This window comes from Paenibacillus hubeiensis, from assembly GCF_032334105.1.
GTDB classification, from domain to species: Bacteria; Bacillota; Bacilli; order Paenibacillales; family Paenibacillaceae; genus Paenibacillus; species Paenibacillus hubeiensis.
The window spans coordinates 864,437-884,263 of record NZ_JAVYAE020000001.1 but is presented as its reverse complement, the minus strand read 5'-3'; the positions used below and the strand labels follow the sequence as shown (position 1 = coordinate 884,263).

The 19,827-nt window shown below is 50.8% G+C and carries 14 protein-coding genes; 10 read left to right on the top strand and 4 right to left on the bottom strand.

Annotated elements, in window-relative coordinates:
- Positions 1-79 precede the first annotated feature (79 nt).
- Entirely contained in the window at positions 80-991 is a 912-nt protein-coding gene (locus tag RSX24_RS04215) for a serine hydrolase domain-containing protein (protein WP_236415879.1), read from the bottom strand.
- A 465-nt stretch (positions 992-1,456) separates the two neighbouring features.
- Here RSX24_RS04215 and RSX24_RS04210 point away from each other — a divergent pair, with 465 nt between their 5' ends.
- From RSX24_RS04210 to RSX24_RS04185, 6 genes are all read left to right on the top strand, one after another.
- Complete coding sequence (locus RSX24_RS04210) at positions 1,457-2,221, top strand: alpha/beta hydrolase (protein ID WP_343259758.1); 765 nt, start codon at positions 1,457-1,459, stop codon at positions 2,219-2,221.
- A 12-nt stretch (positions 2,222-2,233) separates the two neighbouring features.
- Positions 2,234-3,193, top strand: coding sequence for an ABC transporter permease (locus tag RSX24_RS04205; protein ID WP_236415877.1), 960 nt, complete (start codon positions 2,234-2,236; stop codon positions 3,191-3,193).
- Between the two features lie 20 nt (positions 3,194-3,213).
- Positions 3,214-4,113: a carbohydrate ABC transporter permease gene (locus tag RSX24_RS04200; protein WP_236415876.1), complete on the top strand. Its 900-nt coding sequence runs from the start codon at positions 3,214-3,216 to the stop codon at positions 4,111-4,113.
- 55 nt (positions 4,114-4,168) lie between these two features.
- Positions 4,169-5,767, top strand: coding sequence for a type 2 periplasmic-binding domain-containing protein (locus RSX24_RS04195; protein WP_236415875.1), 1,599 nt, complete (start codon positions 4,169-4,171; stop codon positions 5,765-5,767).
- Between the two features lie 178 nt (positions 5,768-5,945).
- On the top strand, positions 5,946-8,111 hold the full coding sequence (locus tag RSX24_RS04190) for a glycoside hydrolase family 3 N-terminal domain-containing protein (RefSeq protein ID WP_343259757.1): 2,166 nt from the start codon (positions 5,946-5,948) through the stop codon (positions 8,109-8,111).
- 40 nt (positions 8,112-8,151) lie between these two features.
- A complete protein-coding gene (locus tag RSX24_RS04185; protein ID WP_343259756.1) occupies positions 8,152-11,520 on the top strand; it encodes a GH36-type glycosyl hydrolase domain-containing protein in 3,369 nt (1,122 codons plus the stop codon).
- A 335-nt stretch (positions 11,521-11,855) separates the two neighbouring features.
- Here the strand turns inward: RSX24_RS04185 and RSX24_RS04180 are convergent, their stop codons facing one another.
- On the bottom strand, positions 11,856-12,920 hold the full coding sequence (locus RSX24_RS04180; protein ID WP_236415872.1) for a phosphodiester glycosidase family protein: 1,065 nt from the start codon (positions 12,918-12,920) through the stop codon (positions 11,856-11,858).
- A complete protein-coding gene (locus tag RSX24_RS04175) occupies positions 12,917-13,327 on the bottom strand; it encodes a hypothetical protein (RefSeq protein ID WP_236415871.1) in 411 nt (136 codons plus the stop codon). Before RSX24_RS04175 ends, RSX24_RS04180 begins: the two co-directional genes overlap by 4 nt.
- A 381-nt stretch (positions 13,328-13,708) precedes the next feature.
- Between RSX24_RS04175 and RSX24_RS04170 the strand changes: the two genes are divergently transcribed.
- The 3 genes from RSX24_RS04170 to RSX24_RS04160 all read left to right on the top strand — a co-directional run bounded on the left by RSX24_RS04170 (position 13,709) and on the right by RSX24_RS04160 (position 16,534).
- Positions 13,709-14,365: a response regulator gene (locus tag RSX24_RS04170; RefSeq protein WP_343259755.1), complete on the top strand. Its 657-nt coding sequence runs from the start codon at positions 13,709-13,711 to the stop codon at positions 14,363-14,365.
- Between the two features lie 106 nt (positions 14,366-14,471).
- A complete protein-coding gene (locus tag RSX24_RS04165; RefSeq protein WP_236415869.1) occupies positions 14,472-15,695 on the top strand; it encodes an aminotransferase-like domain-containing protein in 1,224 nt (407 codons plus the stop codon).
- A 212-nt stretch (positions 15,696-15,907) separates the two neighbouring features.
- Positions 15,908-16,534 carry an FMN-dependent NADH-azoreductase gene (locus tag RSX24_RS04160; RefSeq protein WP_236415868.1) on the top strand — a complete coding sequence of 209 codons (627 nt, stop codon included), beginning with the start codon at positions 15,908-15,910 and terminating at the stop codon, positions 16,532-16,534.
- 102 nt (positions 16,535-16,636) lie between these two features.
- On the opposite strand, the gene RSX24_RS04155 is transcribed toward RSX24_RS04160, so the two are convergent.
- Positions 16,637-17,500, bottom strand: coding sequence for a DUF2161 domain-containing phosphodiesterase (locus tag RSX24_RS04155; protein ID WP_236415867.1), 864 nt, complete (start codon positions 17,498-17,500; stop codon positions 16,637-16,639).
- Positions 17,501-17,922: 422 nt separating this feature from the next.
- On the opposite strand from RSX24_RS04155, the gene RSX24_RS04150 reads away from it, so the two are divergent.
- Positions 17,923-19,818 carry a PrkA family serine protein kinase gene (locus RSX24_RS04150; protein WP_236415866.1) on the top strand — a complete coding sequence of 632 codons (1,896 nt, stop codon included), beginning with the start codon at positions 17,923-17,925 and terminating at the stop codon, positions 19,816-19,818.
- Positions 19,819-19,827: the final 9 nt, after the last annotated feature.

Sequence of the window (19,827 nt, the reverse complement as noted above, 5' to 3'; positions counted from 1 at the left end):
ATAAAGCCATGGAGTCTCGTGCTCCATGGCTTTTTTAGGTTGCAGAGAACTCGTATATTTTCAGCCGGCCTGAAGGAAATTAATTCAAGAGCGGTAAAATGCTGTCCCAGATCGCGTTCAAAATGCCCTGCATGTTCTCTTCCTGACTATTGACGGCAACGACCGCCTGCTGCTTGGGCAGAACCACACAAAGCTGGCCATAAGCGCCATCCGCACGGTAAGCATCATGGGAACACATCCAGAATTGATAACCGTATCCTTCCCCCCAGTCTCCGTCGCCCGTTGTTTCGATTTGTTTGCGGGTTGACCTACGAATCCATTCGGCAGGCACCAGCTGCGAGCCTTTCCAGCTGCCTTCCTGCAGCAGAAATTGTCCGAAGCGGCTGAGTTCCTCGTTGCTGATCTGCAAACCGGCACATCCCAGCGTTATGCCAAGCGGAGACGTTTCCCACGCTACGTTATGAATGCCTAGCGGTTCGAACAAGCGCGGGGTCAGGTAATCCTTCACCGTCTGACCAGCGGCTGCCTGGAACAATGCCGAAATCATGAACGTATCGCCGCTGCTGTACGTGAAATGCTCGCCAGGCAAACGATCCAGCGCTAGGGACATATAATGTTTGACCCAATCGTTCTCCTTCAAAGCGGCCCGTTCATCTGCAAATAAAGGAGGAGTGTCATGTCCGGAAGACATCCGGAGCAAATCGATCAGGCGAAGCTCTCTTGAAGACAAGGCAGTTGGATGATTCTGGGGTAATACATCATAAGCAAAGTACTCCCCAAGCCGGGTATCCAGCCGCAACAGGCCTTCTTCAAGCGCAAGCCCGATCGCCATGCACGTAAAAGATTTGCTGATCGAATGCTGCACCCGGCGGCAGTCCTTGCTTCGATCCCAGGCCGAGATGAGTTCTCCATGCTGGAGGACACGAATGGAATATACATTCAAACCTTGTTCATCGATCGAACGAACAAACTGATTCGGCAGAGTAGACATCAGGTGCTCCTTTCCATGATCCAATCCGCGAGGGAAGGGAGGTGAAACGTTTTCTTAAATCCGTTTACAAAATTCGAATTTATGTTAGTACAATCCGCGAATGATGTCAATGAACAATGTACATTGGGTTAATAATCGGATGAAAATTAGTAATAAAAGGATGGAATCCAAGGTGATTTCCATTTAAATCGAGCCAATATCCATAAAATAACGCAAAAAAACAAAAAGGTTATTGACAGGATTTACTCATCGGGATTATGATTTACTCGAAACGATTCGAAGAAATCGCTTCCAAGTGAAAAATGCTGTTTTTCAGTCTATGTAAATAAACGTCAACCTACTTTTGAAACGATTCGAGAAAATCGTTTCGAATCGTTAGCACATTTTGGGGGATTCACGAAGACTGCAACAGAAAAGGCTGCGAGAGAACAGTACACCAACAGCCAAACAAGAAAGGAGTTGCAAATGGCACATATCACGATTGAAACGGGATCGGCCACCTTGTGCATGAACACCAGCATTCATGTCGTGTCCTGTGACTCCGGAAATACTTCTGGAGGGACGATATACCTATTGCACGGGGCAGGTGATAATGCGAGCACTTGGCATCGCTTGACTACGATTGAGATGTATGCGCAAAAATACGGCTGTACCGTCATTATGCCGGAAGCAAACCGAAGCTATTACACCGACATGGAGTATGGCCTGAATTACTTTTATTACATCACGCAAGAATTGCCCGAACTATGCAGGCGCCAGTTAAACCTGAACCCTGATCCAGACAAAACCTACGTAGCTGGGTTGTCGATGGGTGGGTACGGAGCGTTAAAATGCGCACTGACATATCCCGAACGTTACCGTAAGGTCGTTTCGCTTTCCGGCGTGACCGATCTTCAAACCCGGCTTCAAGACCCGCAAATGCCTCCGGGTATGATCAGAGAAATGAAAGCGGTTTTTGGAGAACGTTTGCAGGTCAAACCCGACCAGGATTTGTACGCGCTGTCCGCCAAGCTGCTGCAAGAGGGCCGAAGATTGCCGGAAATTCTTAACTGCTGCGGTGAAAGCGACCCGTTCGTGGACATGAACCGCCGCTTTGCGGAGTACATGCAAGGCACTGCATACGATTTTCGATATGTGGAATCCCCGGGAAGCCATGAGTGGACATTCTGGGAGCACCATCTGGAAACGATGTTTCATTTTTTGTTTGAAGATAAGACAACAGTAGAGTGAGGAGATGCAAAATTGAAACCTGCAGCCGAAGGACCTAGCAAAAAGCTGAAGGGAAGCCCTGGCGGCAATCCGCTCTGGAAAGAGATGTGGAAGCACAGAATGACCTATACCCTGCTTATACCGGGGCTCGCGTGGTTGATTCTGTTCGCTTACATGCCGATGGGCGGTCTGTCTCTGGCTTTCAAGGACTACAAGGCCAACCTTGGCATCTTGGGCAGTCCATGGGTTGGATTCGAGAATTTCAAATACGTGTTCCGTGACCCGACCTTTATCGATGCCGTATGGCGTACGTTGTACATTAATATCCTGAAACTGATCATCCAGTTCCCGTTCCCGATCATTCTGGCCTTGCTCTTGAACGAACTGAGAATGCGCAGAGGGAAAAAATGGTTCCAGACCATCCTGACGTTCCCGCATTTCCTGTCCTGGATCATCGTGTCCGGGGTCGTTATCAACGTTCTGGCTTATGACGGACTGGTCAACAGCACACTGGCCTTGCTTGGATTGCCAACCATCAACTTCCTTGGTTCGGAATCCAACTTTGTACCGATGCTGCTGCTTACGGATATCTGGAAATCGACGGGATGGAGCGCAATCATCTTTATGGCCGCCATTTCGGGGATTGACCAGGATCAATACGAGTCCGCACAGATTGACGGTGCGTCCCGTTTGCAGCAAATGTTCCGCATCACATTGCCGAATATTATGCCAACGATCACAGTCATGTTTATCCTGTCCGTCGGCGGTCTGATGTCTTCCGGTTTCGACCAGATTTTCAACTTGGCCAACGCCGCAACCAAAAACGTATCGGAAGTGCTGGACGTTTATATCTACCGCATTACGTTCCAGTCTTCAACCGACTTCTCGTTCTCGACAGCAGTCAGCTTGTTCCGTTCCCTCGTGAACATGATCCTGTTGATTCTCGCTGACAGATTTGCCAAGATGCTTGGCGGAGACGGTTTGTTCCGATAAGAGAGGAGAAGAAAAGCCAAATGAGCAAGAAAAGATCCAAATCCAAAATCGGCACGGATAGAATGACCGCTCTCGATTATTTCATTTTTGCCGTTCTGCTTGTGCTTGCGCTCATGATTCTGATTCCGTTCTGGAATGTCATCATGATTTCGTTCGCAACGCAAAAAGAATACGCGAGCAACCCGCTCTTGATGTTCCCGAAAGAATTCACGCTGGATTCATACCGAGCGCTGTTCGCGGATGGAAGTATCTTTACGGGATACAAAAATACGCTGATCCTGCTCGTCATCGGTCTGCCGCTCAGCATGTTCTTGACCACGAGCATGGCATATGGACTCAGCCGCAACAAGTTTCCTTTTAAAAGGTTCATCTTCTTTCTGGTTCTGTTCACCATGATCTTCAACGGAGGGATCGTGCCGCTGTACCTGATCATGAAAACACTTCATCTGACGGGAACGTTGTGGTCCGTCATCCTGGCAGGCAGCTTCAGTGCCTTCAACATGATCCTGATGATGAACTACTTCTATACCGTGCCTGAATCGCTGATGGAATCGGCGAGGCTGGACGGGGCGGGAGAATGGAGAATTTTGTTCTCTGTCGTGCTTCCGCTGGCAACGCCGATTATCGCAACCATTACACTCTTCTATGGCGTCGCTTATTGGAACAGTTGGTACGACGCGATGATCTTCCTGAGAAAAGCGGACCAGCTTCCGCTGCAGAACGTATTGCGCTCCATCATCGTTCAATCGCAAACGAACGCGTCCAACGCATCAAGCCTCGATGCCGTCAAAGCCAGCAACTTCTCGATGGGCATGAAGATGGCTGCCGTATTCGTAACGATGGTACCGATTATGTGTTTCTTCCCGATGCTGCAAAAGCACTTTGCCAAAGGGGTATTAACAGGGGCTATCAAGACCTGATTATACAATAGGATTTATAACCCGACTTCTACCAAAATCAAATGGGGGTAAAAGCATGAAAACGAACAAAAAGTTGTCCGTAAAATCCATCTTTGCCATCACGCTCTGTATGCTGATGCTGGTGGTATCCGCTTGTTCCAACAATAGCGCGCAAGGCGGCAACGAAAAGGATGCGGATGGGAATTACAAAGACAATCTGACCATCTCCGTAGCCAATCTGACCGAAGTGAAGGACGGGAATCTGGATAACGATTTCCACAAATTCTGGACAGACAAGTTCAACGTGACATGGGATTACAACTACGTGGATTGGGATTCCTGGGGTGAGAAACTTCGCTTGTGGATCAACTCCGGCGACCTGCCGGACGTCGCCGTATGGAACTATGTGCATGGCGATGCCATGAATTATATCGACCAAGGTTTGCTCTACAAATTCCCGGATGACTGGAAAGAGCGCTGGCCAAACGTGGCTGCAGCCTACGCGCTGACAGGCCTCGGAGACAAGCTGGAAGAATTGACGGGCGGTACTTACATTTTGCCTAGACCAATCTACTATGAAAACAAACCAGCAGATCCGCTGACGAACCAAATCGGCGTTATTGCCCTTCGCAAAGACTGGGCTGAAGCGGTAGGTTTTGAGTTGAAGGATGCGTATACCACATCCGAATTGAACGAATATGCAAGACTGGTGAAAGAGAAGGATCCGGGCAAAGTGGGCAACAAACTTGTACCACTGTCCTACAATGCCGCTGACGCGATGACAAACATCATCATGCCAAACAGCGTACATGCCATCACGGATGCACCGTTCTATAAAGGCGAAGACGGCCAATTCCATTGGGGACCGGCAGAACCTGAAACATTGGAAGCATTGAAAATTATGCAAGACGCATATAAAGAAGGTTTGTTGAATCCGGAGTTCTACACATGGAAGAACAATGAGGGCCAGAATAACTTTAAAGTGACGGGAACAGCCGCTGTAACCAGCTTGGGCGGTCTTGCTTCTTACAGACAAGGCCTGGATACAGATATCAAGAAAAACCTGGGCGTAGATAGCGATGATCTGGTACACACTGCCATCGTATTGGGCGAGGACGGTAAATACCGCAACCTGGAGCAAGCCAACTTCTGGTCTGCCCTGATCTTCAATCCAAACATCAGTGACGAGAAATTCGAACGGATCATGGATCTGCTGGATTACTCCACAAGCAAAGAAGGCCAAATGCTCATTAACATGGGCTTTGAAGGAACAGATTGGAAATACGACGAAAACAACGAATTGGTTAGCTTGCTGCCTGAAGGCACAACGCTGGAAGACAAATACCCAGCACGTTTTGAAGGACTGTACCTGCTCGGAGACGACTTCAGCGTAATCAACCCGGCAATCAAAAAAGATTATCGCGACAGAGCGGTGAAATTGTTCCAAGAAAAAGCCGAGCTGGGATCGAAATCGAACTCGCTTGCCGCGTATGATTGGGATGTACAGCTCTACGATTCCAAAGCGAAAAACCAAGCTACATTCGATTATTCGAGCGAATACGCCAACCTGATCCTGAAAAGCGGCGATCTCGAAGCCAACTGGAAGGAATGGGTAGCCAGCAAACAATCTCTGGTTCAACCTTACTTGGATGAACTGAACGAAAAATTCAAGTAATGCTTCAGCTACACAATGATGGGATGTGACAGCAGGTCTGTCAGTCCGATCATCCGGACCCGGCGCGTAGTTTCACTGCAGCCGGGTCTTTTTAAAATAACGAATGGCATGATTTCCGGTAATAACGGTTTGTAACGCATTTATTTTTGACTTCAACGACTTGCGGAGGATGGAACGGATGGATAATCAGCAACTACAAGACCTGGTCAGCCAAATGACCCTGGAAGAAAAAACGGCCCAGCTTCTTCAGCTTACGGCCAACTTCTACGAAGGCACGGACGTCGAGGGGCAAATCACGGGCCCGATGGAGGAAATGGGCATCACCGAACAGTCGGTGAACGCCAGCGGTTCGATTTTGGGATTGTCGGGAGCGCAGGCAATCATCGATGTACAGCAAGCTTATTTGAAGAAAAGCCGTTTGGGCATTCCATTGCTATTTATGGCAGACGTGGTGCACGGGTATAAAACCATTTTCCCGATTCCGCTGGCCATCGGCTGCTCGTGGGATGTCGAGCTGGCGGAGAAAAGCGCGGAGATCGCGGCGCGTGAATCGGCCGTATCGGGTCTCCACGTTACCTTTGCACCCATGGTTGATCTGGTTCGCGACCCGCGTTGGGGCCGGGTCATGGAGACCACGGGTGAAGACCCGTATCTCAACAGTCTGTTTGCCGCTGCATTTGTGCGCGGTTACCAGGGAGACAGCCTGAAGGATGAACTGGACCGCCTGGCGGCCTGCGTGAAACACTTTGCTGCTTATGGCGCGGCGGAAGGCGGCCGGGATTATAACACGGTGGACATGTCGGAACGGCAGCTGCGCGAGTATTATTTGCCTGCATACAAGGCGGCGCTCGACGCAGGGTGCGAGATGGTCATGGCCTCGTTCAATACGGTGGACGGCATTCCGGCCAGCGGCAACGAAAAACTGATGAGAGGCATTTTGCGCGAGGAATGGGGATTTGACGGCGTACTGATCTCGGACTGGGCATCTGTCCGGGAAATGATCGCGCATGGCGCTGCCGAAGATGATCGCGAGGCAGCTTATCGTGCGATCCGTGCAGGTCTGGACATGGAAATGATGACACCATGTTATGTTCGCCATTTGCCGGAGCTGGTCGAGAACGGTGAAGTGGATGTGAAACTTATCGATGAAGCGGTACTCCGCGTGCTGCAATTGAAAAACAAGCTGGGTCTGTTCGAAAACCCGCTGCGTGCCGCCGATCCGGAACGTGAACGCGAAATCGTGTTTTCGCAGCAACATCGCCAGGTATCGCATGAGCTGGCTGCCAAATCGGCGGTACTGCTCAAAAACGACAATGGCGTTCTGCCGATCAGACCGGAAGCGAGCGTGGCATTGATCGGACCGTTCGCTCAAAGCGAGGACATTCTGGGCTGGTGGTCATGCGAAGGCGTCAAGGCGGATGCAACGAAATTGGGCACGGCGCTGGAAGCGCGCCTGCCATCGGGGAAATTGCATATCGCCGCAGGCAGCGGAGTTCACACCATTACACCGGAACAAATCGCCGAGGCGCTTGAAGCCGCGAGCCAAGCGGATACCGTCATCCTTGCTTTGGGCGAGGATTCGGAAATGAGCGGCGAAGGCGGATCCCGTACCAATATCCGGCTGCCGGAAGCGCAGCTGGAACTGGTCAGACAGATCAAGCAAGCAGGCAAACCGATAGCGACCGTGCTCTTCAACGGACGTCCGCTGGATTTGCAAGGGGTGTTCGAGGAGTCTGACGCCGTGCTCGAAGCCTGGTTCCCGGGCAGCGAGGGTGGTGCGGCCATCGCCGATGTGCTCACGGGCGCGGTGAATCCGTCTGCACGGCTTACCATGTCTTTCCCGCGATCGGCAGGCCAGATTCCGGTATACTACAACCATTTCAACACCGGACGTCCGCTGGATCCGCAGAAAACCGAAGAACGTTATGTATCGAAGTACATCGACAGCCCGAACGAACCGCTGCTTCCCTTTGGTTACGGCTTGTCATATACAACCTTCGAGTATGGGGAACTGCAAATATCCGGTGCGGAAATGAGTGCCGGCCAGCCCCTGACCATTCAGGTTTCGGTGACAAACACAGGCGATCGTGCCGGCGTAGAGACCGTTCAACTATATGTTCGGGACGTAAGCGGTGAAGTGGTTCGTCCGATGCGTGAATTGAAGGGGTACGTGAAATTGCATCTGGATGCCGGAGAGAGCGGAACAGCTGCATTCACGTTGAAAGAGGAGCAGCTCCGTTACCATCACTCCGATCTGTCTTACCGCAGCGACAAGGGCGCTTTCCGTGTCTTCGTTGGTCCGAATAGCCGCGATGTGCAAGAAGGCAGCTTCAGACTGGTTTAGTTTAACAGGGCTATGATCATGGGAGGAAATAAATAGACATATGAAAACAATAACGAAATCACAGATCAACGTGCGCTCCGGAGAGCTTGACTTTACTTTTTGGGAGAGCGGCGACCTATACCAGGCCAAGAGCGGGCAGACGATGATTAACCAATGGCTGTCCAGTCCGGTGGACGGCTCCATGAATAATGTATACTTGCGGTTCCATGATGATGGAACGATCAGCTACGTGCCGCTGCTTGGCATTCATGCCAATAGCGCAGTCCGTTCGGCCGGAAGCGGCATCGTGTGGACAGGCCGCGCCAAAGGCGTTGCGTATGAGGTTGTATTTGCACCGACCGGGCACGGCGTGTGGTTCTGGGACGTCACGCTTCGGGGCGAAGGGCAGCGCGTCGATGTCGTGTACGGGCAGGATGTCGGTCTCGCTGATCCCGGTGCCGTGCGCAGCAACGAGGCGTATCTGTCCCAGTATATCGACCATGCCGTCTTCGAGCACGAAGACTATGGTTACATTGTGGCTTCCCGGCAGAATCAGCCGCAGGGCGGCGCGTTTCCTTATATGCAGCAGGGTTCATTGACAGGCTCGGCAGCATATTCGACGGACGGATTTCAATTTTTCGGGCTGAGCTACAAAGAAACAAACGTACCCGTCAGCCTGACCCAATCTTCGTTGGCTAACGAAATCTATCAGTATGAGTTTGCGTACACGGCGTTACAGTCGCGCAAAACGACATTGAACGGCGAAGCGCGTTTTGTATTTTACGGGTTGTTCCAGGCGGATCATCCCGAGGCGGTCAAGGCGTTGGAGTATCAAGACGTCGTGCAGCAAGCATGGCAGGAATACGAGGGCAGACGCCACCGGATCTTGGAAGGCCTTCGCGCTGCCGCTGCACTGCCAGCAGTGTCTTTGAGTCCTGCATTGGGCGAGCCGCTGCGCACGCTGCCGATGACAGAGGAAGAACTGGGCGCATTGTTCCCGGAAGCAAACAGACGCCAGGTGGAGCAATCCGCTGGCCGATTGCTGGCATTCTTCACCGATACGCATGAACATGTCGTATTGAAAGAAAAAGAACTTCGCGTGGAACGTCCGCACGGGCATATTTTGATGAGCGGCAACAACGTGAAGTTGGGACAGCAAGTCATAACGACCACATCGTACATGTATGGTATCTTCAATTCGCACGTCGTCGTGGGCAATACCAATTTCAATAAAATGATGAGCAATGCCCGCAGCGCACTCAACATTCCGAAGTCGTCCGGCCAGCGTTTGTACGTCGAGATGGATGGCGTGTTCCGCTTGCTGACGATGCCTTCGCTGTTCGAAATGGGCTTCAACTATGCCCGCTGGTACTACAAAACAGAACAGGATACGCTGGTTGTGACCAACTACACCACATTGGATACGCCGGAAATCCGCATGCATGTGAAATCGGTGCAGGGCCGCGAATATCGTTATCTGGTGACCAACCAGATTACGATGAACGTGAATGAATACGAAACACCTGCCCGGATCAGCGAGCGGGATGGCGTGCTGGTGATCCAGGCCCACACGTCTGCCCCAAGCGCGGAAAAATATCCGAATCTCGAGTACCGCATGCGCGTGGACGGAGCGGCAGTGAAGATCGGGGATGAGACACGTCTTGCCAGCGGGGTTCATCCGGGAGACGGTTCGCTGATTACGCTGCAGCTGGGGACGGCCGCAGAATGGACGCTCACTATGGAAGGAGTGTTGGAAGGCGAAGCCGTCCTGCCTTCTATGCGAAGCTTTGAGGTAGAAAAGGAAGCGTATCGCGCGTTTTATGCCGAAGTCATGAACGGGTTCCGTCTCTCCTTGCCAAATGAAGCCATCGGTGAAGACCTGTTCAAGGTAAACGCGCTTGCCTGGTGGTACACGCATAACATGCTGGTACATTATTCGGTGCCGCATGGGCTTGAACAATATGGCGGCGCGGCTTGGGGGACACGCGACGTCTGCCAGGGGCCGGTCGAATACTTCATGGCTACTCACAAATTCGAAGAGGTGCGAGACATTCTCAAAATGGTGTATTCCCACCAATATGAAGACGACGGCAACTGGCCGCAGTGGTTCATGTTTGACCGTTACTTCAACATTCAGCAGGAAGAGAGCCACGGCGACATCATTGTCTGGCCGCTCAAAGTGTTAAGCGATTATTTGATAGCAACGAGGGATTACGCCATCCTTGACGAAGAAGTACCGTTTACGGTCAAACACGGGTTCCATTTCACCGAAGATAAGGCGACGATTCTGGCGCACGCATTGAAAGAGCTGGAATATATCCGAAGCCACTTCCTGCATGACACGTTCCTGTCTTCTTATGGCGACGGGGATTGGGATGATACGCTGCAGCCTGCCAATGCCCAGCTTAAACGCTACATGGTCAGCAGCTGGACCGTGGCACTGACGTATCAAACGCTGACGCAGCTGTCCAAAGCGCTGGGGACGGTCAAGCCGGAGCTTGCCGAGGAATTGGCCAATATGGCAGCCGGCGTGAAGAGAGACTTCACCAAATATATGCTGAGCACGGATGTCATTCCGGGCTTCATCTATCTGGAGGATCCGGAGCAGGCCAAACGTATGCTTCATCCGGACGACCGAGAGACAGGCATCCAGTATCGCCTGCTGCCGATGACGCGCAGCATGATTGCCGGGCTGTTGGAACCCGAGCAGGCGGATGCCCATTATCGTCTCATCAAGAAGGAATTGTTCTGTCCGGATGGGGTAAGGCTCATGAATCGTCCTGCACAATATGATGGCGGAGTCAGCACGCATTTTAAACGGGCAGAGCAGGCCTCCAATTTTGGACGTGAGGTAGGCTTGCAGTATGTGCACGCGCATATCCGTTATGTGGAGGCAATGGCGAAGCTGGGACATGCGGAAGAAGTATGGAACGGACTGGGCATCATTAATCCGGTCGGCATCCAGGAAGTCGTTCCCAACGCGGAACTTCGTCAGAGCAATGCTTACTTCAGCAGCTCTGACGGCAAATTCAACAGCCGTTATGACGCACAGGAGCAATTTGGCAAGCTCCGTTCCGGTGAAGTTCAAGTCAAAGGTGGTTGGAGAATCTATTCCAGCGGTCCTGGGATTTATATGAATCAGCTCATTTCGAACGCGCTGGGCATTCGCCAGGCTGAGGAAGACCTGATTATCGACCCGGTATTGCCTGCCCACCTGGACGGATTGTGCTTTGACTTCGAATTTGCGGGCAAACCAGTAACGTTTGTCTACCATCTGAGCGGTTCTCGTGCCAAACGCGCGGTGCTGCACGGACAGAAGCTTGAGGCGGAAACGATTGACCAGCCATACCGAGCAGGCGGATTGCGCATTTCGCGCGAATTGCTTGCGCAGCGCTTGGGAGACCACAACGTGATCGAAATCTATAGTTGATCCGGCATACGGTTGCAAACAACAAGGTTTGAGGGAATGGCGACATTCCTTCAAACCTTTTTGGCGTGAGGTTTACCAGGGGCATTGGTGAGAATAACGAGGATCATCCGAAAATGAAAATGAAAAAAGCCTCTCGGAGAGAGGCTTGGCCGATCAAAGGCCTTTTGTTTTGTCATTGTTGTAGGCTGCAGTGAGAATGCCTGTCATGTACAAAGCGAGCACGATTGCAATAATCCAGAACGTCAATGAAAACGACATGCCTGCCACCTCCCTGAACCATGTTCATTTACCTCTATTATAACCGTAAAGGAGAGAAAAGAAATGCTTTTCAGGGATCATTTGTAAAATAAAAAATGGGTAGGCACGGGTCTCAGTGAACCATCTGACGGATGGTTGACGACCCGATTGTTCAAAATAAGGGAGGACGAGCCGCCTCCATCCAAATTGTAGGCATCCATGACGCCCAGCTTGTACAATCTTGCCTGGAGCTCCTCCAGTGTCGCTCCGGAACTGCCGCTTTCGTTGTAGCCGTCGACGACGACGACGAGCAGCTGGTCATCCTTGTAGTTGCCGATGACCGTTCGGGGCGCACGTTTCGGAGATACCTTCCATTTCTCGGGGATGGCAGTTTTCTTTCCGTCCTGAAGCAGCACGGGAACAAATGTGGCCCCAAACTGAGGCTTCAGGCGATCGAGTGCACTTTTGTCGAAAAATTTGCCGCCGATCAGCTTGCCTGCATCATTCAATCCGACGAAGAACAGGTCCTTGAAGCTGGGCTGGAAGCCGGTAACGTATTTGCCGTCCATGACCGTGGTGCTGAGCGGATAACGTTTGCCGCCGCTATCGGCAAAGCCGCCTGCGTTAATGCCGGCCACGGCACCGCTGCGTTTGACGGCCTGCATGGTGGTTTCGGCTTTTCCCAGCTCGCTGTTCAGAGCCATTTGCATGGCGGAAGGGTCCTTCAGCTTAATTTTCATGGCATAACCTTTATAGGTCCCGGGATTAACCCTGTACAGCTCGATCGTCAACCGATCGCTGTTGACCCGTTCGATGGGCGTCCCCAGTTTGGATGAAATGCGCTGATTATAGATCGACTCCGGGCGCGCTGCCTGGTTGGTCGCGGTTTGTACGATGGAGGACATGGCGCTTGTTGTCTGATTGTAAAGCTGGGTCGTCTTTTTAATGGAAGAAGAAGTTTGAACGGCCGTATCCTTGGCACCCTCAAGCTCTTCGCGAATCGCCTGAGTCTGAAGGGTAATGTTCTCTTTGACCCAGGCATCTTCCAACACGTCTCCCGGATCGACCGCAGGCCGAAACAAGAAAAGACATAAAACAAGTCCAATAAAGGGAGCGAGTGCAAGCATAAAAAAACGATTTACCTGTTTAACGTGGGTAATCATTTGAGCAGATCCATCTTTTTCTGGAGGGTCTCCAGTTGTTTTTTGACTTCGCTCAGTTGGGTGTACAGCTTGTTGCTGTTATCCGTCTTATTGCTTGCATTATCCTTGGTAAAGGTCAACAGCTCATTAAAGGCTTGGACCTGCTCTTGCAGGCTGGATACTTCCTTTGAGATCGTTGTTAGCTGCTTCTCATAGTCTGCTTTTAACGCCGCGATCTGCTGTTGATTATGTGTCTGCAACTGCGCAATCATCTGTTTCTGAAGGTGGTTGCTGTAAAAATAGGTCCCTAGGACTCCGATGATAATAAATATAATCCACAACGCCAGAAACAGTTTAACAGAAGCTCGGCCTTTACCTTTGGCGCTCCGGGTGTGATGGATGTCATCAGGCTCCACTACGGGGTTCATGTCATCACTCCTGGTCATCTGAAGATAAAGGAAAATTTCCAATCTTCATTCTAACATGCGCCTGTCGATTACGCAAAAATGAAGTTCTTTAACGTTGAGCGCAAAAAGAGATTGCATCGGAAGGAAGTCCTAGGATACAATTTCTTATAGATGCAATAAGTAGGAAGTTTGGGCAGGTTTTTCGACTTTTTTAGCTAGAAATGCAGGATATTTATACTATATTAGAATGGTTTGGAAAGGAAAAGAAATGTGGACAAAAAAAGAAGGTCGTTATTTGTCGGGGAAGAAAAAGGGGAATGGAAAGATAGATTGTATTCGATGATTTTTTCATTCGACATATTTCGACTTTTGTCCAATACATAATCAGGGGGAAGAAGGAAAATGGAAAAAGTATGGCAGGTGGTCATTGTCGATATCCACCCCACCAGCATGCTGGGCAGCAAATTAATTTTGGAAGAACAACAGGACTTAATCGTTCGCGGAATGACTTCTTCAGGAACTGAAGGCTTGGAATTGGTAAGCCGGCATCAGCCGGATATCGTTCTGATGGATTACAGGCTGCCGGAGGGACAGGCCGATCCGTTTATTACCCAGATGAAAGCGCGTTCGGCTCATAGTCACATCATTATTCTGACGGATGAAGACAATGTGAAGTTATTTCTCCATCTGATGGGACTAGGCGCAAGCGGGATGCTGTCCAAGCAGGCTTCCCCTGGCCAGCTGATCCATCTCATCGCAGGGTTGAGGGAAGGCTGCGTATCCATTCCGATGACGTGGCTGGCCAGCACGGATTGGGTCAAGCCGATCGAAGGCGAGGGAAAAGAATTTGCAGCCTCATTGACGGAAACGGAAACTTTTATTATGGAAAGAATTGTACAGGGTGTAACTTATGATAAAATAGCCAGTGAAATTAATGTCAGCCGGCGCTCGATTGACAATTACTTGCGAAAAATCTATGTTAAGCTGGATGTAAGCAGCAGAGCCCAAGCGATAGAGCGTTACGCCCTGTATGCAAGGCAGATCAAAACGATCTCCTGATGATCCGGCACGGTCTGGTCGTCATATTGAACATGATCCAGGAATACCTTGTAGGGGCTGCGGACTGCGAGCATAGTTCGGAATAGGATGAAAGGGGACAGGATTGATGAAATATTTCTTCGCCTCCCGTACGAACAGACTGTTGTCATCCCCGCTTCGGGATATTCGCAAAATGTCTGATCGGGATCATTTCATTTCTTTGGCTGAAGAGCTGCCGGCAGAGGAATTATTTCCATTCAAGCTGCTGGAGGAGGCAGCCGTCTCTGTTTTTAGCTCCGGGCCATCTGCACTCCAGTATGGCGAACCGGCTGGCTACAGGCCGCTCCGTGAATGGCTGGATCAAGATTGGAACAGCCGTAAAGGCATCCGTACGGTCCCTGAGCAAATTTTGCTCACAACGGGAACACAGCAGGCGATCGACCTGATTATGAGGCTTCTGCTCGAGCCGGGAGATTCTGTGTTGGTGGAACATCCAACGTCTCCCGGCTGTCTTGAGGTTCTGGAAATGCAAGGAGCCACCATCATTCCGGTCACCGGGGATGAAAACGGAATATTGCCCGACCTTCTTGAGCACCACATGCAGCAGGCGCAACCCAAGCTGCTTTTTGCCGCGCCCAGCTTTTCCAATCCGACGGGGGCGTTATGGAGCATGGAGCGTCGTGAGGCGGTATTGGAGCTATGCTCCCGTTATGGCGTATTGTTGGTGGAAGATGACTCTTACGGTGAGCTTCATTTCGATGGACGGTCCAACTCGGACTTCTATCGTCATTACCCTTCCCTGTTTGCCATGGATACGGCCGATCAGGGTGGACATGTTCTATATATCGGGTCGTTCAGCAAAACCGTCGCTCCTGCCCTGCGTACCGGTTGGGCTGCCGGCCATCCAGCTTTGATTGAAGCCATGGCTTCCGTGAAGCGGATTGCGGATGGACAATCCAGTCCCATGAACCAGCGGTTATTGCATCGGCTGCTGGACCAATCTCCTTTTAAATGGAACGATCATTTGTCCCTGCTCAATCGGGAGTACAAAACCAGGCTGAAGTTGATGCTTGAGTTATTGAAAAGACCCGGTTGGAGGGGGACGCATTATGCGGTTCCAAAAGGAGGAATGTATCTCTGGGTACGATTGCCCGATGGTCTGGACAGCGTCGCCTTGCTCAAAGCCGCCTTGCCCAAGGGCGTATCTTTTTTGCCGGGTTCGCTGTGTTCGACGGGGGATGCCGATCGGGGTTACATTCGTTTAAACTTTAGCCATCCTGGACGTGATGCGCTTCTGCTCGGCATGAATTTGATCAGCGAAGCGATCGGAGAATTCACGGCACGGAACTGATCGGGCATGCTTTGCTTCTTCAGATGGGTTCTGCCTCTCCGTGAACGTGTGGACGTTTTATGCGGTTGATATGGATAGTAATTACGTTATTGCATCCACTAACATTTTTATATATAATGTGTATTAATAAGTTGTGGCTTTGTTCATCATGCTGCAGTTTAGACCGGTGCACCCATTGGCACTGAATTATTTTATATAACGGAGGAACGAACATGTCTAATATTCTTTTTATCAAAGCCAATGACCGTCCTGCAGATCAGGCAGTCAGCGTTAAATTGTACGATGCATTCTTGAGCGCATACAAAGAAACACATCCAGGTGACACCGTTACCGAGCTGGACTTGTACAGCGCGAATTTCCCATACTACGGCAATGATGTTCTCGCTGGCGGCTTCAAAGCGGCTAACGGCATCGAAGCTACGGAAGCTGAGAAAAAAGCGGCTGCACTGGCAGCTGAACTGCAAGATCAATTCCTGGCTGCAGACAAAGTTGTGTTTGCATTCCCGCTCTGGAACTTCACTGTTCCTGCACCGCTGGTAAACTATATCTCTTACCTGAGCCAAGCTGGCAAAATGTTTAAATATACAGCAGAAGGTCCGGTAGGTCTGGTTGGCGACAAAAAAGTAGCGATCCTGAACGCTCGTGGCGGCGTGTATTCCGTTGAGCCTATGGCTTCTGCTGAAATGTCCGTTAAATACGTAACCAACGTATTGAACTTCTGGGGCATCAAACACCCTGAAGTTGTGATCGTTGAAGGACACAATGCATCCCCTGACCGTGCAGAAGAAATCGTGGGTGCTGGCGTGAAACTGGCTGCTGAAACTGCAGCAAAATTCTAATTGCAGCCCGTTATCGACCATATTCAAAAGCCGTCGTTCCCGTAAGGGAGCGACGGCTTTTGAAGTTTGTGGAACTGACGGGTCAGCTCCCGTGCTTGAAGGTCAAGGACGGGGGATATAGGTTTGCACAAGCTCGGCAATGCGTTCAAGTTTCTCCACGTCCTCCTGTCCTTCCCGCTCGAACAGCAGTTCCACGGCGTCGCGATCGGGCATGCTTGACTCCGGATCCGACGAAGAGAGTGGTTCCAGCATGAACGCATGCTCCGTCAATGCTTGAATGCCTTTAATGGTAAGTCCATACTTACCGCGCCGTATTCGCTCAAACCAGCCGTAATAGTTTTTTTGCAAAATGGATGCGGCAGAAGCCACGTTTGCCAATTGGGCCAACGCTGCCGGAGAAGCTTCACCTTCTATCCGCAGCGCCGACGCCACGCGCAGCGCCTTTTCCCTGTATGCGGTCACGAGCGGTTTGCCTGTGCTGCCTCCGACGTTGAAGTCCCCGCTGCGTCCATCGAATTCCCGCATCAGCCGTTGTCTTCGGATGCCGCCCTTGCGGCTGGACAAAGGCGCGGCCCCTGTTGAACTTCCTTCCGGCCGACGCGCGGGCTCGCACAATACATCAATAAGCGGAGCTTTGGTTTTGTAAAAGGTCACGGTCATCAGACCGAGCCCAAGCTGGCTGCAGAGTGCCGTCAATTCCCCCCAACGCTGATTCACCGCGCCGCGTTTGTTCCGGTTTCGTTCCACAGCCAGATAAACGATGGGGCTTAGCTTCAATCGCTGCATCCCTTGCAGCAGCAGGGACAGATTAAACGTTTTTTTCATTTCCACGATCAGCGGTTCATCCAAGTCTGATCTAATGCCAACCAGGTCACAGTGCCTAACCTCGGCTTTGACCACGAATCCGCGTTGTTCAAAATATGCCTTGATCGGCGAATACAGATCCGTTTCATATTTCACTGCCATGATCAACGTACTCCTTCCGCCATCTCCCGTTTGACAATGTCCGGCTCTGTTCCACGCAGAACCCGGAAAGCGAATTGCTCCGTATCGCTGGTTTCCAGGAACAAAGGACATCCTGCTTTAACTACATATACCTCTGATAGTATCATAAACCGGATTTTTTTTCGGCACTGCCGCTGCGGACTTGGTGCATCGGGCGGTGAAGTTTCGCGGTTCAAGATTAAAAAAAGTGGTCAACTTATCCGGTTTGCCGCATAGGTATGTAATACACTTTTTACAGCAAGAAGACGCCGCACAGATGCAGCGGGACCGAGGTCAGGACCGCGAATTTGGATATTCAAGCAAGAGTTGCAATTCTATGGATTTATTCATACCATTCGGGATGGTTGTCAATCACACTAAAGGAGCCATGGGAGGTACCAAGCATGAATATTTTTGAACGCGTTGCGGAGCATCGGGCAGAGAATGACCGTCTGTCATGGAACGGAACATTCGAAGACTACATCGAACTGCTAAAAAAAGACCCAACCCCGGCAATGACGGCTCACGCCCGAGTATATCAAATGATCGAATCGTATGGCGTGGAAGAGGTGGATGGACATAAACGATACAAATTTTTCGAACAGGAAATTTTCGGATTGGACCGTTCCATCGAAAAGCTGGTGGAAGAATACTTCCATTCTGCCGCACGCAGACTGGATGTACGCAAACGCATCCTGTTGCTGATGGGACCGGTAAGCGGTGGTAAATCCACGCTGGTTACGCTGCTGAAACGGGGATTGGAACAGTTTTCGCGGACGGAGAAAGGGGCGGTGTATGCCATAGAAGGCTGCCCGATGCATGAAGAGCCGCTGCATCTAATCCCGCTTGAGCTCCGGGCAGAGGTGGAAAAAGAGATCGGCGTGCGCATCGAGGGCAATCTGTGCCCCTCCTGCCAAATGCGTCTTCGTACCGAATATGACAATGACATCAGCAAAGTGCGGGTAGAACGGGTGCTTATTTCCGAAGATAACCGCGTGGGAATCGGAACGTTCAGCCCATCCGATCCGAAATCGCAGGACATTGCGGATCTGACGGGAAGCATCGACTTCTCCACCATTACTGAATATGGTTCGGAGTCGGATCCGCGGGCGTACCGGTTCGATGGGGAGTTGAACAAAGCAAATCGTGGTTTGATGGAGTTTCAGGAAATGCTGAAATGCGACGAAAAATTTCTATGGAACTTGCTTTCCCTGACCCAGGAGGGCAATTTCAAGGCAGGGCGCTTTGCCTTGATCAGCGCGGACGAGATGATTGTGGCGCATACGAACGAATCCGAATACAAATCGTTCATTGCCAACAAAAAAAATGAAGCGCTGCAATCCAGGATGATTGTGATGCCGATTCCATATAACCTGAAGGTTTCGGAGGAAGAAAAGATTTATGCCAAGCTCATTCAGCAAAGCGACATGAAGCATGTCCATATCGCGCCGCATGCCTTGCGGACCGCGGCCATTTTTTCCATACTTACCCGTTTGAAGGAAACGAAAAAGCAAGGCATGGACTTGGTCAAAAAAATGCGCATGTACGACGGCGAAGAGGTGGAAGGCTACAAAGAGGCCGACCTGCGCGAGATGCAGAGCGAATATCTGGACGAAGGCATGTCCGGCATTGATCCGCGCTATGTCATCAACCGGATTTCCAGTGCTTTGATTAAACAAAATCTTCAGTGCATTAACGCGCTGGACATCTTGCGGGCCATCAAGGACGGTTTGGATCAGCATGCTTCCATCACGAAGGAAGAGCGGGAGCGTTACCTGAATTACATCGCGCTGGCACGGAAGGAATATGACGAACTGGCGAAGAAAGAAGTGCAGAAGGCCTTTGTTTATTCTTTCGAGGAGTCGGCCAAGACGCTGTTCGAAAATTACTTGGACAATATCGAGGCCTTTTGCAACTGGACCAAAATTCGAGACCCGCTTACCGATGAGGAACTCGACCCGGATGAGCGCTTGATGCGTTCGATCGAGGAACAGATCGGCATTTCCGAAAATGCAAAAAAAGCGTTCAGGGAAGAAATTTTGATCCGCATTTCGGCGTATTCCCGCAAAAAACGCAAATTCGAGTATAACAGCCATGACCGGTTGCGCGAAGCCATCGAGAAAAAACTGTTTGCCGACCTTAAAGATATCGTCAAAATCACGACTTCGACCAAAACACCGGATGCGACTCAACTGAAGCGCATGAATGAGGTGATTAGCCGCCTCATTGATGAACACGGATATACGGCGGCCAGCGCCAACGATCTGCTTCGCTATGTGGGCAGTCTGTTGAATCGGTAAGATGATTGT

Coding starts and splice junctions, on each gene's coding strand:
- RSX24_RS04180 (WP_236415872.1), bottom strand. CDS start 12,920: ATGATTACCCACGTTAAACAGGTAAATCGTTTTTTTATGCTTGCACTC.
- RSX24_RS04150 (WP_236415866.1), top strand. CDS start 17,923: ATGAATATTTTTGAACGCGTTGCGGAGCATCGGGCAGAGAATGACCGT.
- RSX24_RS04195 (WP_236415875.1), top strand. CDS start 4,169: ATGAAAACGAACAAAAAGTTGTCCGTAAAATCCATCTTTGCCATCACG.
- RSX24_RS04165 (WP_236415869.1), top strand. CDS start 14,472: ATGAAATATTTCTTCGCCTCCCGTACGAACAGACTGTTGTCATCCCCG.
- RSX24_RS04215 (WP_236415879.1), bottom strand. CDS start 991: ATGTCTACTCTGCCGAATCAGTTTGTTCGTTCGATCGATGAACAAGGT.
- RSX24_RS04210 (WP_343259758.1), top strand. CDS start 1,457: ATGGCACATATCACGATTGAAACGGGATCGGCCACCTTGTGCATGAAC.
- RSX24_RS04170 (WP_343259755.1), top strand. CDS start 13,709: ATGGAAAAAGTATGGCAGGTGGTCATTGTCGATATCCACCCCACCAGC.
- RSX24_RS04185 (WP_343259756.1), top strand. CDS start 8,152: ATGAAAACAATAACGAAATCACAGATCAACGTGCGCTCCGGAGAGCTT.
- RSX24_RS04175 (WP_236415871.1), bottom strand. CDS start 13,327: ATGAACCCCGTAGTGGAGCCTGATGACATCCATCACACCCGGAGCGCC.
- RSX24_RS04190 (WP_343259757.1), top strand. CDS start 5,946: ATGGATAATCAGCAACTACAAGACCTGGTCAGCCAAATGACCCTGGAA.
- RSX24_RS04160 (WP_236415868.1), top strand. CDS start 15,908: ATGTCTAATATTCTTTTTATCAAAGCCAATGACCGTCCTGCAGATCAG.
- RSX24_RS04155 (WP_236415867.1), bottom strand. CDS start 17,500: ATGGCAGTGAAATATGAAACGGATCTGTATTCGCCGATCAAGGCATAT.
- RSX24_RS04200 (WP_236415876.1), top strand. CDS start 3,214: ATGAGCAAGAAAAGATCCAAATCCAAAATCGGCACGGATAGAATGACC.